13 protein-coding genes are annotated in these 12,325 nt (G+C 56.2%); 5 read left to right on the top strand and 8 right to left on the bottom strand.

The genetic code is table 11. The annotated features are described in order from the left end of the window. Positions 1 to 44 precede the first annotated feature (44 nt). Positions 45 to 248, top strand: coding sequence for a helix-turn-helix transcriptional regulator (locus tag DV520_RS02675; protein WP_021920186.1), 204 nt, complete (start codon positions 45 to 47; stop codon positions 246 to 248). Further along, the gene (locus DV520_RS02670; RefSeq protein ID WP_117141696.1) at positions 245 to 676 is read left to right on the top strand and encodes a hypothetical protein; all 432 of its coding nucleotides are present in this window, start codon (positions 245 to 247) and stop codon (positions 674 to 676) included. Before DV520_RS02675 ends, DV520_RS02670 begins: the two co-directional genes overlap by 4 nt. 50 nt (positions 677 to 726) lie before the next feature. On the opposite strand, the gene DV520_RS02665 is transcribed toward DV520_RS02670, so the two are convergent. From DV520_RS02665 to DV520_RS02645, 5 genes are all read right to left on the bottom strand, one after another. Further along, positions 727 to 1,302 (bottom strand): indolepyruvate oxidoreductase subunit beta, encoded by a 576-nt coding sequence (locus DV520_RS02665; protein ID WP_021920188.1) that lies wholly within the window; start codon positions 1,300 to 1,302, stop codon positions 727 to 729. Positions 1,303 to 1,316: 14 nt separating this feature from the next. Next, complete coding sequence (gene iorA, locus DV520_RS02660) at positions 1,317 to 3,044, bottom strand: indolepyruvate ferredoxin oxidoreductase subunit alpha (RefSeq protein WP_117141695.1); 1,728 nt, start codon at positions 3,042 to 3,044, stop codon at positions 1,317 to 1,319. Next, on the bottom strand, positions 3,041 to 3,373 hold the full coding sequence (locus DV520_RS02655; RefSeq protein ID WP_021920190.1) for a YerC/YecD family TrpR-related protein: 333 nt from the start codon (positions 3,371 to 3,373) through the stop codon (positions 3,041 to 3,043). The genes iorA and DV520_RS02655 overlap by 4 nt, the downstream gene beginning before the upstream one ends. 35 nt (positions 3,374 to 3,408) lie before the next feature. Beyond that, positions 3,409 to 5,043 carry a class I adenylate-forming enzyme family protein gene (locus DV520_RS02650; RefSeq protein ID WP_021920191.1) on the bottom strand — a complete coding sequence of 545 codons (1,635 nt, stop codon included), beginning with the start codon at positions 5,041 to 5,043 and terminating at the stop codon, positions 3,409 to 3,411. Between the two features lie 184 nt (positions 5,044 to 5,227). Next, positions 5,228 to 5,812, bottom strand: a complete 585-nt coding sequence (locus DV520_RS02645) for an urea carboxylase-associated family protein (protein ID WP_021920192.1) — start codon at positions 5,810 to 5,812, stop codon at positions 5,228 to 5,230. Between the two features lie 150 nt (positions 5,813 to 5,962). On the opposite strand from DV520_RS02645, the gene DV520_RS02640 reads away from it, so the two are divergent. Then, entirely contained in the window at positions 5,963 to 6,619 is a 657-nt protein-coding gene (locus tag DV520_RS02640; protein WP_276876220.1) for a class I SAM-dependent methyltransferase, read from the top strand. A 144-nt stretch (positions 6,620 to 6,763) separates the two neighbouring features. Here DV520_RS02640 and DV520_RS02635 read toward each other — a convergent pair whose 3' ends face one another. The 3 genes from DV520_RS02635 to murC form a co-directional block, all read right to left on the bottom strand. Then, the gene (locus DV520_RS02635; protein ID WP_117141694.1) at positions 6,764 to 8,482 is read right to left on the bottom strand and encodes a M3 family oligoendopeptidase; all 1,719 of its coding nucleotides are present in this window, start codon (positions 8,480 to 8,482) and stop codon (positions 6,764 to 6,766) included. Between the two features lie 36 nt (positions 8,483 to 8,518). Next, positions 8,519 to 9,490 carry a P1 family peptidase gene (locus DV520_RS02630; protein ID WP_117141693.1) on the bottom strand — a complete coding sequence of 324 codons (972 nt, stop codon included), beginning with the start codon at positions 9,488 to 9,490 and terminating at the stop codon, positions 8,519 to 8,521. Between the two features lie 92 nt (positions 9,491 to 9,582). After that, positions 9,583 to 10,968 carry a UDP-N-acetylmuramate--L-alanine ligase gene (murC, locus tag DV520_RS02625; protein WP_117141692.1) on the bottom strand — a complete coding sequence of 462 codons (1,386 nt, stop codon included), beginning with the start codon at positions 10,966 to 10,968 and terminating at the stop codon, positions 9,583 to 9,585. A 189-nt stretch (positions 10,969 to 11,157) separates the two neighbouring features. Between murC and DV520_RS02620 the strand changes: the two genes are divergently transcribed. Together DV520_RS02620 and DV520_RS02615 are read left to right on the top strand one after the other, a co-directional pair. Then, positions 11,158 to 11,661 carry a 4'-phosphopantetheinyl transferase family protein gene (locus DV520_RS02620; RefSeq protein ID WP_021920197.1) on the top strand — a complete coding sequence of 168 codons (504 nt, stop codon included), beginning with the start codon at positions 11,158 to 11,160 and terminating at the stop codon, positions 11,659 to 11,661. After that, positions 11,658 to 12,278, top strand: coding sequence for a DNA-3-methyladenine glycosylase (locus DV520_RS02615; RefSeq protein WP_117141691.1), 621 nt, complete (start codon positions 11,658 to 11,660; stop codon positions 12,276 to 12,278). Before DV520_RS02620 ends, DV520_RS02615 begins: the two co-directional genes overlap by 4 nt. The last annotated feature ends 47 nt before the right edge of the window (positions 12,279 to 12,325 follow it).

Here is a 12,325-nt window from a genome sequence, read left to right as displayed (position 1 = left end):
CAAAATTGGAAAGTTTACTTTACATTCAAAAAAGGAGGTCTCTCTTGAAAAATCGATTGGAAGCACTGCGAAAAAGCCATGGCGTCAGCCAAGAAGAGCTGGCCGCTGCCCTGGAGGTTTCCCGGCAAACCATCGGGTCGTTGGAACACGGAAGATACAACCCTTCCATTATTTTGGCTTTCAAACTCGCACGCTATTTTAACACCACCATTGAGGATATTTTTATCTACGAGGAGGATGCAACATGAAAGAGCGCAATTATGATGTGGTGAAAACTGTGGTAGGAATTCTCTTGGCTGCCATCGGCTTTGTTCTGCTTCGACGGTATGCAGACTCTCAAGGGGTAATGGCGGTTCTCCCCTTCGTCTGCATTGGCGTGGGCTGCGGCGCCTTTGGCCACGGCATGGGAGGGATGCTGAGCCGGAAGGCATTGAAAGGCTCCCCCGACCTGCAGAAGCAGTTGGAAATTGAACAGAAAGACGAGCGAAACATTGCCATTTCCAATTCCGCCAAGGGAAAAGCCTTTGATATTATGCTGTTTGTCTATGGCGCCCTGATGCTCTCCTTTGCCCTCATGCAGGTGGATCTGGCGGCGATTCTTCTGTTTGTCTTTTGCTACCTTTTGGTGTTGGGATGCAGCATTTATTATCGGGTCAAATACGAAAAAGAAATGTAAAAAGCAAGAGAGGCTCCTTCGCCTCTCTTGCTTTTATCCTTTTCCCGTTCTCAGCCCTTCTGGCCCAACGCAAACGCTTTGCGGTTCAGCTCCAGCACCTTAGCCGGGACATTGGCCTCCAGAGAGGCCTGCCAGGCCTCAGGCGCAATGTCTGGAAAGTAATGGGACAACCGGCCCATCAGAACCATGTTCACCGCCTTGGCAGACCCAGCTTCCTCCGCCAGCGCCAGACAGTCCATAGCATCCACCTGAATCCCCTTGGCCCGCATCTTCTCCACCAGGTTTTCCGGATATTGCGCCAGCCCAGCGATCACGGGCATCGGCTCCATCTGCTGGGTATTGGTCACCACCCGGCCGGTAGGCTTCAGGTAGGCAATCCAGCGGGCCGCCTCCAACAGTTCAAAGGAGACAATAAAATCGGCCTCTCCCTTGTCAATGATGGGCGAGTAGACCTTGTCCCCAAAGCGAACATAGGTCACCACGCTGCCACCCCGCTGGCTCATCCCATGCACCTCGGAGACCTTGACATCGTAACCGGCATTTACCAACAGGTGCCCCAGCATTTTGGATGCCAGCAGGGAACCCTGTCCCCCCACACCGACGATCATAATATTGACAGTTTCCACGTCTTGTTTCCTCCTTATACAATCAATGCGTTCCGGTGGCACATCTGCATACACACCTGGCATCCAATGCACTGGGTCCGGTCAATCTCCGCCTTTCCATCCCGGAGACTGAGGGCGGGACAGCCAATCCGCATACACAGACTGCACCCATTGCACTTGTCCGCGTCTACCTTCAAGGGCGGCGCCTTAGGTACGTCCTTCAGCATGACGCAGGGACTGCGGGTGATGATCACAGAGGGCTCCTCCGCAGCCAGTTCTTCCTTCAAAACCCGGTCCATCTCCTTGAGCTGGTTGGGGTCCACCACCCGCACCCGCGCAAATCCAACGGCACGGCACAGGGCCTCCAGGTCAATCTTTCCCGCCGGTTCTCCCCGCAGGGTCTTTCCCGTGGTGGGGTTCTGCTGGTGTCCGGTCATCCCCGTGATGGAATTATCCAGAATGATGACCGTAGAGTTGCTTCGGTTATAGGCGATATCCGCAATGCCCGTGATCCCCGAATGGGCAAAGGTGGAGTCTCCGATCACCGCCACGCTGTGCTTCTCATGCTTTTCTCCACCGGCCAGATTAAACCCATGAAGTCCGGAACAGGAGGCCCCCATACAGACATTCAGGTCCATCGCGTTCAGCGGCGGCATGACGCCCAGGGTATAGCAGCCGATATCCCCATAGACCATACATTTATTTTTCGACAGCGTGTAAAAAACCCCCCGGTGAGGACATCCCGCGCACATAACCGGCGGGCGACCGGGAATGGGATCGTCCAAGGTCAGGGTCGGTTTCGCCTCCCGCCCCAGGCTTCTGGCCACCACGCCTTGGGTAAGCTCATCCACCAGGGGAATTTTCTCCTTCCCAGTGACCGCCACACCAATTTGACGACAGTGGTTTTCAATGATAGGTTCCAGTTCCTCCACCACCAGCACCTGGCCCACCTGCGCGGCAAAGTCCCGGATCTTCTGTACCGGCATGGGCCAGGACAGCCCCAGCTTCAGTACACAGGCCTTCTCACCAAAGACCTCCCGAACATACTGATAGCTGGTAGAAGAAGTAATGATGCCCAAAGAGGTATCCTCCCCCATTTCCAGACGGTTTAGCGGGCTGGTTTCCGCCAGCTCCGTCATGGCCTTGGTGCGCGCCTCCACCCGATAATGGGCTTTGAGGGAATTGGTGGTCATCATCACCCGCAGAGGATCTTTCACGTATTCTCTGGCAGGGACTTCCTGGCGAACGCCCCGTTCCACAATGCTTTGTGAGTGGGAGATTCTGGTGCACATCCGCAGCAAAACCGGGGTGTGATATTCCTCAGACAGGCGGAAAGCTTCTTTTGCAAAGGTTAACGCCTCCTGGGAGTCAGAGGGCTCCAACATAGGCACCTTGGCCGCTATGGCATAGTGCCGGGAGTCCTGCTCATTCTGAGAGGAAAACATACCAGGGTCATCCGCCACGCAGATAACCAGACCAGCCTCCACCCCTTGATAGGAAATAGTAAACAACGGGTCCGCAGCTACGTTCAAGCCCACGTGCTTCATGCAGCAGGCCGCTCGTTTTCCACCTACCGCAGCTCCATGGGCTACCTCCAGAGCCACCTTTTCATTGGGGGCCCACTCGCAGTAAATTTCCGGATATTTGGCCGCTTCCTCAGTGATCTCCGTACTGGGGGTTCCCGGGTAGCTGGAGATCACACAGCATCCGGCCTCATAGAGCCCACGGGCAACGGCTTTGTTGCCCAACATCAGTTCCTTCATTCTGTCCTCCGTGTTTCTGTCTCTTCTTTGGCGACACCCTTTTGCTGATCTACCCGTTCCATGACCTCTTCCAAGGCTCCAGTGCCATAGTTCAGCATCCGGTTCACCCGGCTCACTGTGGCAGAGCTGGCACCTGTTTCTTGGAGGATGGTGGTATAGACCTTACCGGCATGGAGCATTTTTGCCACGTCAAACCGTTGCTCCATCGCCCGTAGTTCCGTCACGGCACATAGATCATCGAAAAATCGGCAGCACTCCTCCACAGAGTTCAGCGCTGCAATGTGCTCATACATAGCTAAGCTGCGCTCTTTCTTTTTTGCCCTCGGCATACTTGCTCCCTCCTTTGTTCCGGTTCCCAGGGATATTAGCTTCGATTCTGTTGAGCCACTAAGTGATCGGCCCCATACCGCTTCCGCAAGGCTGGCTTTTCAATTTTTCCTGTGGCATTGCGGGGAATTTCCGCAAAAATGATCTTTCGGGGCCGCTTATACCGGGGCAAATCCATGCAGAACGCCTGAATTTCCTCCTCCGTACAATGCATCCCCTCTTTCACCTCAATCACAGCGCCGCAGATCTCTCCCAACCGTTTATCCGGCAGACCAATGACCGCCACATCCTTGATCTTATCGTTGGCCCGGAGGAAATCCTCAATCTGTACCGGGTAGATGTTCTCCCCACCGCTGACCACCACGTCCTTCTTCCGGTCTACCAGGAAATAAAATCCGTCGGCATCCTGCATGGCCATGTCTCCAGTATAGAGCCACCCATCCTTCAGCACCTCGGCAGTGGCCTCCGGATTATTGTAGTAACAGGTCATAACGCCCGGGCCTTTCACACAGAGTTCCCCCACCTCACCCTGGGGGACTTCCGTCCCGTGCTCATCCACCACCTTGACCTCCCAGCGGTAGCCAGGCACCCCGATGGCGCCCACCTTCTGAATATTGTCTATTCCCAGGTGGACACAGCCCGGGCCGGTGGACTCGGACAGGCCATAGTTGGTATCATACTGATGGTGGGGGAAATACTCCCGCCACCGCCGGATCAGGGAGGGCGGGACTGGCTGGGCGCCAATGTGCATCAGACGCCACTGGTCCAACTTGTAGTCCGACAGCTGAATCTCTCCCCGGTCCAACGCGTCCAAAATGTCCTGCGCCCACGGAACCAGAAGCCATACCACTGTGCATTGCTCATCTGAGGCCGCTTTCAAAATAATCTCCGGGGCCGTCCCTTTCAGCAGCACCGCCTTGCTGCCTGCAATCAGGCTGCCCATCCAATGGAACTTGGCGCCGGTGTGGTAGAGCGGCGGAATACACAAGAACACATCATCATGCTCAATCCGATGGTGCTTCTGCTCCATTTCAGCTGCTTGGGTTAAGCTCCGGTGCTTATGTAGAATTGCTTTGGGAAATCCCGTGGTCCCGGAGGAAAAATAGATTGCGCCATCGTCATCATCCGTGATGAGAACCTGGGGCGGCGCAGAAGAGCAGTCCGCTGCCAGCTCTCGATAGCTCTCGGCAAACGTGGGGCAGTTGTCACCCACGTAGATCAGCAGCCGGCCCTTGCTGAGCTTGTCCGCCACAGTCTCAATCCGTCCGATGAACTCTGGGCCAAAGACCAGCACCTGAACCTCCGCCAGGTCCGCGCAGTACTGAATCTCCTCCGCAGAATACCGGAAGTTAAACGGGACGGCCAGTGCCCCGGTCTTCAACACCCCAAAATAAATGGGGAGCCACTCCAGACAGTTGTACATCAGGATCGCCACTTTGTCCCCCTTCTTCACCCCTCGGGAGAGAAGCATATTGGCAAAGCGGTTGGCCTTCTCATTGAACACATTCCAGGTGATCTCCCGTCGGTAGGGTTCATCGGTGGTGGGCTGGATCAGATCGTATTCCTTCCAGGTCATCCGGCGGGTCTCTTTCATCTCCGGGTTGAGCTCCACCAGCGCGGTTTCATCCCCGTAGAGTTTGACATTGCGTTCCAAAAAATCAGTCACAGGCATAGTGGGACGGTCCTTTCTTTTTGTTGGGACAAAAGGTCTTTCAAGATCATTTAACCTTTACAGCTTTAAACTCGTGGTGTAATATGTTTAACTTTAGCACGAGAGCCCAGGAAAGTCAAGGGGAAGCCCAGAAGGAGCCCGCCATACGGCCCTTCCATCCCCGCTTTCTCTATGGCCTTACACATTATTCTCTGTCCACAATAACCTGGATGGATGTGCATACACCGCTGTTGCATGGGCTTTCCGCCACGCTGCATGCCGCAATCCCTACCCGCACATCGATTTCAGCTCTGAAAACAATTTTATCTCCCGCCTTTGACAAAGGGGGCTTTACTTTTATCGTTCCCTCTTCGTCAATTTGCGAATTCATAAATAAGTTTACCGGACAGATCATCGCTCTGCTTTCCCCCAGGACCCTGTTTATCGTATCGTGGCAGTTGGGGTGTCCCTTTCCATTTTGATAGAAAAAATCATACATCTCAGGCCGACAGCATGGGTGGAGCAAATCATGCATTCCCACCTCGTCCTCCACAATCTGGAACATTGGCCGATATAAATTAGAGTAAATAAAATCTCCTACCTTCAAACGAAGGGACTCATTGCAGTCCATTGTAACCCCAGTGGATAAGAACTCCTCCGCGTTGTCCAGGGACTCCGCAAAGAAATCAGCCACTTGCCCCCCAGAAACATCAATCACCGTAATGGTCTGCCCCTTAAACACGTCTACTCTTTTTCCCGTACAAGCCTGAATCAAGTATTCCTCTTTCATTTTCCCTCCAAATCAATATTTACTTTTCTTTGCAACCATACTACCACAAAGGAGATACCCTGTCCAGAAAGGAGGCAAGAATCTCCCTTTACAATCCCAGGAAAACAGTGTATACTTTAAATAGTTAGCAGAAGCAAACCTCAACATTCTATATACCTGGAGGTGTTTATGGCCTTTTTCCAAAATACGCGAAAGCCGGAGGGATTGGGCGGAAAGCTGATGGTAACCATGATGAACCACGGTCATGCCTCTCTGTCCGCGTTTGGCTTGCAGCATATCGCCATACAGGAGAACGCCTCCTGTTTGGACCTTGGCTGCGGAGGGGGCGCCAACGTCAAAAAGCTATTGGCTCGAAGCCCCCAAGGGCACGTGACTGGGCTTGATTACTCTGAGGTCAGCGTGGCAAAATCCAGAAAATGCAACGCTGCCGCCATAGAAGCGGGCCGGTGTGAAATCGTCCTGGGAAACGTCATGGACCTCCCCTTCCCTGACGACGCGTTCCATGTGGCAACCGCTTTTGAGACCATTTATTTCTGGCCCGACTTGGCGCAAGCTTTTGCTCAAGTGTTCCGCGTCTTAAAGCCCAACGGCCTTTTTCTGCTCTGCAATGAAGCCAGCGGAGCGGATGCCAAGGGGGCCAAATGGGCAAGTCTCATTGAAGGCATGCGCGTCTATTCCTCAGAAGACCTCCGCCGCTTACTCCGGCAGGCAGGGTTCTCCAATCTGAAAATGAGTGAAAATCCAAAAGGCTGGCTCTGTATTGTGGCGGAGAAGAAAGCAACGCCACAACCCAAGCAGCCCCTTTGAGAAAACAGCAAGCTTTGTTCCAGAGGATATTTCTCGGAACTGTCCTTTGTGTGCAATATCCTGTCCTCTCACAACGAGAAAGACGGACCGCCGGCTATCCGCCGGCGGTCCGTCTTTCTCATTTATCACCGAGGCGCGCCCCACTCACTTCGTTTCTTGGGAGAGCGCACGCTCCAATTCGTTCAGCAGTGCCTCGCTCTCCTGGGCCACGGTCTGAAGCGCCCCCTCCTGAAAGGGAGAGCGCAGTCCAGCCTCCTGGAGAAGCTCTGTAAAGACCTTCTCCCCGCCTTGGGAAAGGAAGCGCACATAGCGGTGAAATGCGTCATCATAATCCTTACGAGAGGCCAGCAGGAACTGCAAGGCCGCCGTCTGCGCCAGGCAGTAATCAATATAGTAAAACGGCGTCTCGTAAATGTGCATCTGATACTGCCAACGGGTCCCCTCCTCCAGGTAGGGAATTCCGTCAAAGGTAATGTGGGGACGGAACTCTGCCTCCAGCTGCCGCCAAGCCGCCTTGCGCTCGGCGGGGGTCCAATCAGGATTTTCATAGACCTGCCGCTGAAAATCGTCCACGATAGTGCCGTAAGGCAGGAAGGAAAGGGCGTCCAGCAGGTGCATAAATTCATACCGGCCCGCATCCTCTCCAAAAAACTGCGCCATATAAGGCCAGGCAAAGAATTCCATGCTCATCGAGTGGGTCTCCGCCGTCTCCATACCGCCTACGCCCAGCTCTACAACGTACCGGTTATTGGCCGTGGTGTAGTCTGCAAAGGCATGGCCGGCCTCGTGGGTCACCACATCCACATCCCCGGCGGTCCCATTAAAGTTGGCCAAGATGAAGGGCTGGTGATAGGCCATAAAGCTGGTGCAGTAGCCGCCACCCCACTTGTTTTTCCGGGCGTCCACATCAAAGGCCTCTGTGGCCAGCATAAAATCAATGAACTCTCCCGTCTCCCGGCTCATATCATGGTACATTCTTTTGGCTGCGGCAAAAATCGCTTCCTTCCCCCCCTTGGGTGCTGGGTCCCCCTGGGGGAAAATCAGATCATAGTCATAGAGCATGAGGGTGTCCACCCCCAGCTTTTTGCCAATCTCCTTCCGCAGCCGAGCAACCACGGGAACCACATCCCGGCGAACATTTTCCCGGAACTGCTTCACCTCTTCCGGGCCATAGCACAGGCGTCCCATGCGGTAGTAGCCCAGCTCCACAAAGTTTTGATAGCCCATTTTCTTGGCCATCCGGTCCCGGACATGCACCAGCTGGTCAAAGATACCGTCCAGCTGGTCACTGTGAGCCTTCAGGGTCTTTCCCAAAACCTCATAGGCCTCCTTCCGGGTTGCCCGGTCGGGGGACTTGGCATACTTCATCAGCATGGGACGGGGTAAGTTCTCTCCCCGGAAGGGGAACTCCATGCCTGCCATCAACTGAGAATACTGACTGACCAGCCGGTTCTCCTCAATCATATCCTGGACAATCTCCGGGGACATGGCCTTCAGCTCCACCTCAAACGAGCGGAACACCAGGGGAATGATCTGTCCACTCTCCTCCAGCTCCTGTCGGAACGGCGTCTCCAGCATGGCCCGGGTATATTCCAAAAGGTAGTTCTGGGCCTGGGGGCCGACCTCATCATAGTATTCCTTCTCTGCCAGGTAGAACGCATCTGCCGTGTTGATGCTATACCGCATATAGGACAGCGCCTGGGCGGTCTCCCACCGGATCATCAGCTGATTGCAGCGGTCACGGGCAGCCAGAACCGCTCGGGCCGAATCCGCAGTCTTTACCTGGTGGATCACTTCCTTTATCTCCTGGGCAAATTCCTCCATGGACAGGCGTTCATACTTCAGTTCAGATACTTTCTGCATAGTTCCTTCCTTTCCAATTCAGGATTCCTGTTCTCTTCACAGATCCCGAAGGGCAATCCGGCCATGGAGGCTCTCCGCCGCCTTTACGCCACGGACAATGGCCTCTTCCACCGCTCGGGCTGCCAGAATCCCCACTGCGTCCGGGTCCGCCTGGACCGTGCCATGGCACATGGCAAACAGGCAGTCCCCGTCAAAGGTGGCGTTGGCGGGACGGACGCCGCGGGCAATTCCATTTTGGGCCACAGCCGCCAGCTTGGTGGCCTGGGCCTTATTCATCGCCGCGTTGGTGACCACACAGCCAATGACCGTGTTTTCTCCCACCAGCTTGCCGCTGAACACATCCCGCTGGCGCTGTCCGTGGGCCACCAGCCACGCCTCACTGTCGGCAAATCCCCTGCCGCTGTCGTCCCGGGCACCGGCCAGGATGGTGCCGTTCTCCAACACGTCCCCCATGGCGTTGCAGGCCACCACGGCCCCCACCATCAGGTCTCCCTGCCGAAAGGCGCAGGCCCCGATGCCCCCCTTCATGGAAAACTGCGCGCCGCGGATTTTCCCAATGGTGCACCCGGTCCCCGCTCCAAAGTTCCCCTCCTGAAAGGGAAGCTCCCGCAAAGCCGCCTCACAGGCCACATAGCCCATGGCTCCATCCGGGCGAATCTCCATAGACCCAAATTTCAGATCAAAGAGAACCGCGGCACAGACATTGGGAACCACCGTCACCATGACATCCCGGCCAACGCCCACCTCTTCCAGCTTCTTCATCACACCTCCGGCAGCATCCAGCCCAAAGGCGCTGCCGCCAGTGAGGACCACAGCATGGACCACCTCCCGGTTACAGACCGGGTTCAGAGCATCGGTGTCCCGGGTTCCCGGAGAACCGCCCCGGACATCCACGCCGGTGACCCCGCCCTCGGGACATAGAATCACCGTACAGCCCGTTCCGGCAGCAAGGTCCTGGACCTGCCCAAAGGAGAAGCCCGGGATCTCATGTATCATCATTCTTTCCATTTTGTATCGTCTCCAAACCTCTTGCGTCCCATGACATCCCAAAATGGGAAACAACATCGCGGAGGGAAGGCTCCCTCCGCAACGATTGCATCTTAGGTGGATTCCATTTGCCCCCGGCGGACCAATTCCTCCCCCACCGTGTAGATATCGCCTGCCCCCACCGTGAGGATCAGATCCCCCGGCCGGGCCAAGTCGTACAGCCACTGGGTCAGCTGGTCAAAGTTCTTCGCCGCCCGGGCGCCTGGGACAGCGGCCGCCAGGTCCTGGGAGGAAATACCCACCTCATTTTTCTCCCGGGCGGCAAAAATTTCCGCCAGGAAAGTCACGTCCGCCTGCTGCAAAACCGCCGCAAACTCGGAAAACAGCGCCTTGGTGCGGGTATAGGTATGGGGTTGGAAGGCACAGATCACCCGCTGATAGCCCAAGCTGGCCGCCGTCTCCAGCAGAGCCTTAAGCTCTCCTGGATGGTGGGCATAGTCGTCATAGACCGCAGCACCCTTGACCATTCCCTTATACTCAAACCGGCGGCCGGCCCCCCGGAAATCCCGGAGCCCCTGGGCAACGGCCTGGCTGGGCATCCCTAAAAGGAGCGCCGCCGCCGCCGCCGCGATGGCGTTTTTCACATTGTGCTCCCCCGGCACCTGGAGCGCGACATGCACAGCCGGTTTCCCATTCCAAACCACATCAAAGGAAGGAAAGCCATGGTCCCAGGTTAGATTCTCCGCATGGAAGGTTCCCTTCTCTAAGCCGAAGGTGAGCACCCCCTCCTTGCCCTCCAGAGCTTTCATGGTATTGGCATCCTCCCCGTTGGCCAGCACCGTTCCCCCCGGCGGGACCAAATCGGCAAAGGCCCGGAAAGCGTGCTCCACATCCTCCAAATCCTTGAAAAAGTCCAAGTGGTCTGCCTCAATATTGAGAATCACTGCCAGGGTGGGATAGAAGGACAGGAAGGAGTTACAATACTCGCAGGACTCCAAAATAATGGTCTTTCCCTTTCCCACCCGGTGGCCAGTCCCTAAAATGGGAAGGGTCCCGCCAATCATCACCGTGGGGTCCACCCGGGCCGCCATGGCAATGTGGGTGCACATGGAAGTGGTGGTGGTTTTGCCGTGGGTGCCGGAAATGCACAGGGCATTCTCATACCGCCGCATAATCGAGCCCCAGGCCTGGGCCCGCTCGAAGACGGGAATCCCCAATGCATGGGCAGCGGCAATCTCTGGATTGCTGTCGTGGACTGCGGCGGTGCGAATGACCAGGTCCTTTCCCTCCACACTTTCCGGCAAGTGGCCGATGACCACGGGGATGCCCAGAGACCGCAGATGCTCCACCGCCAGGCTCTCCTTCACATCAGAGCCCGTAATCACCAGGCCCTCGCCCTGAAGAACCTCCGCCAAGGGGGACATGGACACGCCGCCAATCCCCACCAAATGTGCCCGTTTGCCGGGCACGATATAATCATGGATTCGATCAATCGCCATTGGGTTTACACACCTTTTCCCTTCCGCTATAATATAGGCTGGACGCGGTAAAAAATACCTCGTTTCTCTCCAGAATACTGATATCAGTCAGTTATTATAATCCAATTCCCCTGAAATTGGCAAGTCTTTCCGACTGCTTTTCTCGGGTTTTCCCTGGAAAAATTTGTCCCCCAAGGGAGGGTCCTTTCCATGAAACTCTACGGCGCTCAGGGTGTTTCTCCCCAGGTCTTATTGGCCTACGCCCTTTCCCACGGATATCAGCTCTCTCCCCCGCCGGCTCTGGCCAGGACCCCGTTGGGAAAGCCCTATTTCCCGCAGTATCCCCACCTCCACATCAACTGGAGCCACAGCGGTTCCCTGGTGCTGTGCGCGCTGTCTGACTCCCCTGTGGGAGTTGATGTGGAGTGGGTCCGTCCCCGGGCTGCCACGCTTCCCCGGTATGCTCTGACCCCAGAGGAATACGACGCCTTCCAGCATCAGGGGGGAGATTGGTCCGCTTTCTACGGTCTATGGACCAAAAAGGAAGCCTGGTGCAAATACACAGGGCAGGGCCTCCGCCGCCACTGGGGCGCCTCCCCTCCGAAGACAGGTCTGTTTTTTCAGACCTATGCCGGCAGCGGCTGGCGGGCCTGCGTGTGCGGGGAGGAATCCCCTCCCGACAAAATTGTTTGGATGGAGGACAAGCCACCATGAAACTGACACAAGCCTTTTATCACCGAGACACCCGCCTGGTTGCCCAGGCACTGCTGGGAAAGTATTTGGTCCGGTTCCAGGACGGCCTTCCCCTGGTGGTGCGAATCCAGGAAACCGAGGCCTACATTGGACGGATGGACAAAGCCTGTCACGCCTACAACTACCGGCGAACCCCCCGGACGGAGACCTTATTCGCCCCACCGGGCACCGCCTATATCTATCTCATTTATGGTATGTATCACTGCCTGAATTTTGTGACCGAGCCAGAGGGAGAGCCCTGTGCCGTCCTGATCCGGGGCGGTCAGCCCCGGGGAAGTCTTTCCTTTCTGGCCCGGAACCGATATGGCGTCGGCTGGGAGCAGCTGTCTGCCTATCAGAGAAAGAATTTTCTCAACGGGCCGGGCAAACTTTGCCAGGCTCTGGCGCTCACCCGGGCGGAGAATGGCTGCTCCCTGCTGGGAGACAGTCTCTTTGTCTGCGACCGGCTGGAGGATCTCGGACTCACCACGCCGCCTGAGGATCTGCGCCCCTTCTCCATTGTGGCGGGGCCCCGCGTCGGCATTGACTACGCAGAGGAGGCGGTAGACTTCCCCTGGCGGTATCTTATCGGACCGTAGCGTCACCAGCGCTGCGGTCCGTTTCTTTCTCCAGCGCCCAGAACACA

It is taken from the genome of Evtepia gabavorous, assembly GCF_003425665.1.
Lineage (GTDB): Bacteria > Bacillota > Clostridia > Oscillospirales > Oscillospiraceae > Evtepia > Evtepia gabavorous.
Note: the sequence above shows the minus strand (reverse complement) of the source record. Positions and strands in the feature narration are given on the sequence as shown.

Coding starts and splice junctions, on each gene's coding strand:
- DV520_RS02655 (WP_021920190.1), bottom strand. CDS start 3,373: ATGCCGAGGGCAAAAAAGAAAGAGCGCAGCTTAGCTATGTATGAGCAC.
- DV520_RS02615 (WP_117141691.1), top strand. CDS start 11,658: ATGAAACTGACACAAGCCTTTTATCACCGAGACACCCGCCTGGTTGCC.
- DV520_RS02650 (WP_021920191.1), bottom strand. CDS start 5,043: ATGCCTGTGACTGATTTTTTGGAACGCAATGTCAAACTCTACGGGGAT.
- DV520_RS02670 (WP_117141696.1), top strand. CDS start 245: ATGAAAGAGCGCAATTATGATGTGGTGAAAACTGTGGTAGGAATTCTC.
- murC (WP_117141692.1), bottom strand. CDS start 10,968: ATGGCGATTGATCGAATCCATGATTATATCGTGCCCGGCAAACGGGCA.
- DV520_RS02620 (WP_021920197.1), top strand. CDS start 11,158: ATGAAACTCTACGGCGCTCAGGGTGTTTCTCCCCAGGTCTTATTGGCC.
- DV520_RS02645 (WP_021920192.1), bottom strand. CDS start 5,812: ATGAAAGAGGAATACTTGATTCAGGCTTGTACGGGAAAAAGAGTAGAC.
- DV520_RS02635 (WP_117141694.1), bottom strand. CDS start 8,482: ATGCAGAAAGTATCTGAACTGAAGTATGAACGCCTGTCCATGGAGGAA.
- iorA (WP_117141695.1), bottom strand. CDS start 3,044: ATGAAGGAACTGATGTTGGGCAACAAAGCCGTTGCCCGTGGGCTCTAT.
- DV520_RS02630 (WP_117141693.1), bottom strand. CDS start 9,490: ATGGAAAGAATGATGATACATGAGATCCCGGGCTTCTCCTTTGGGCAG.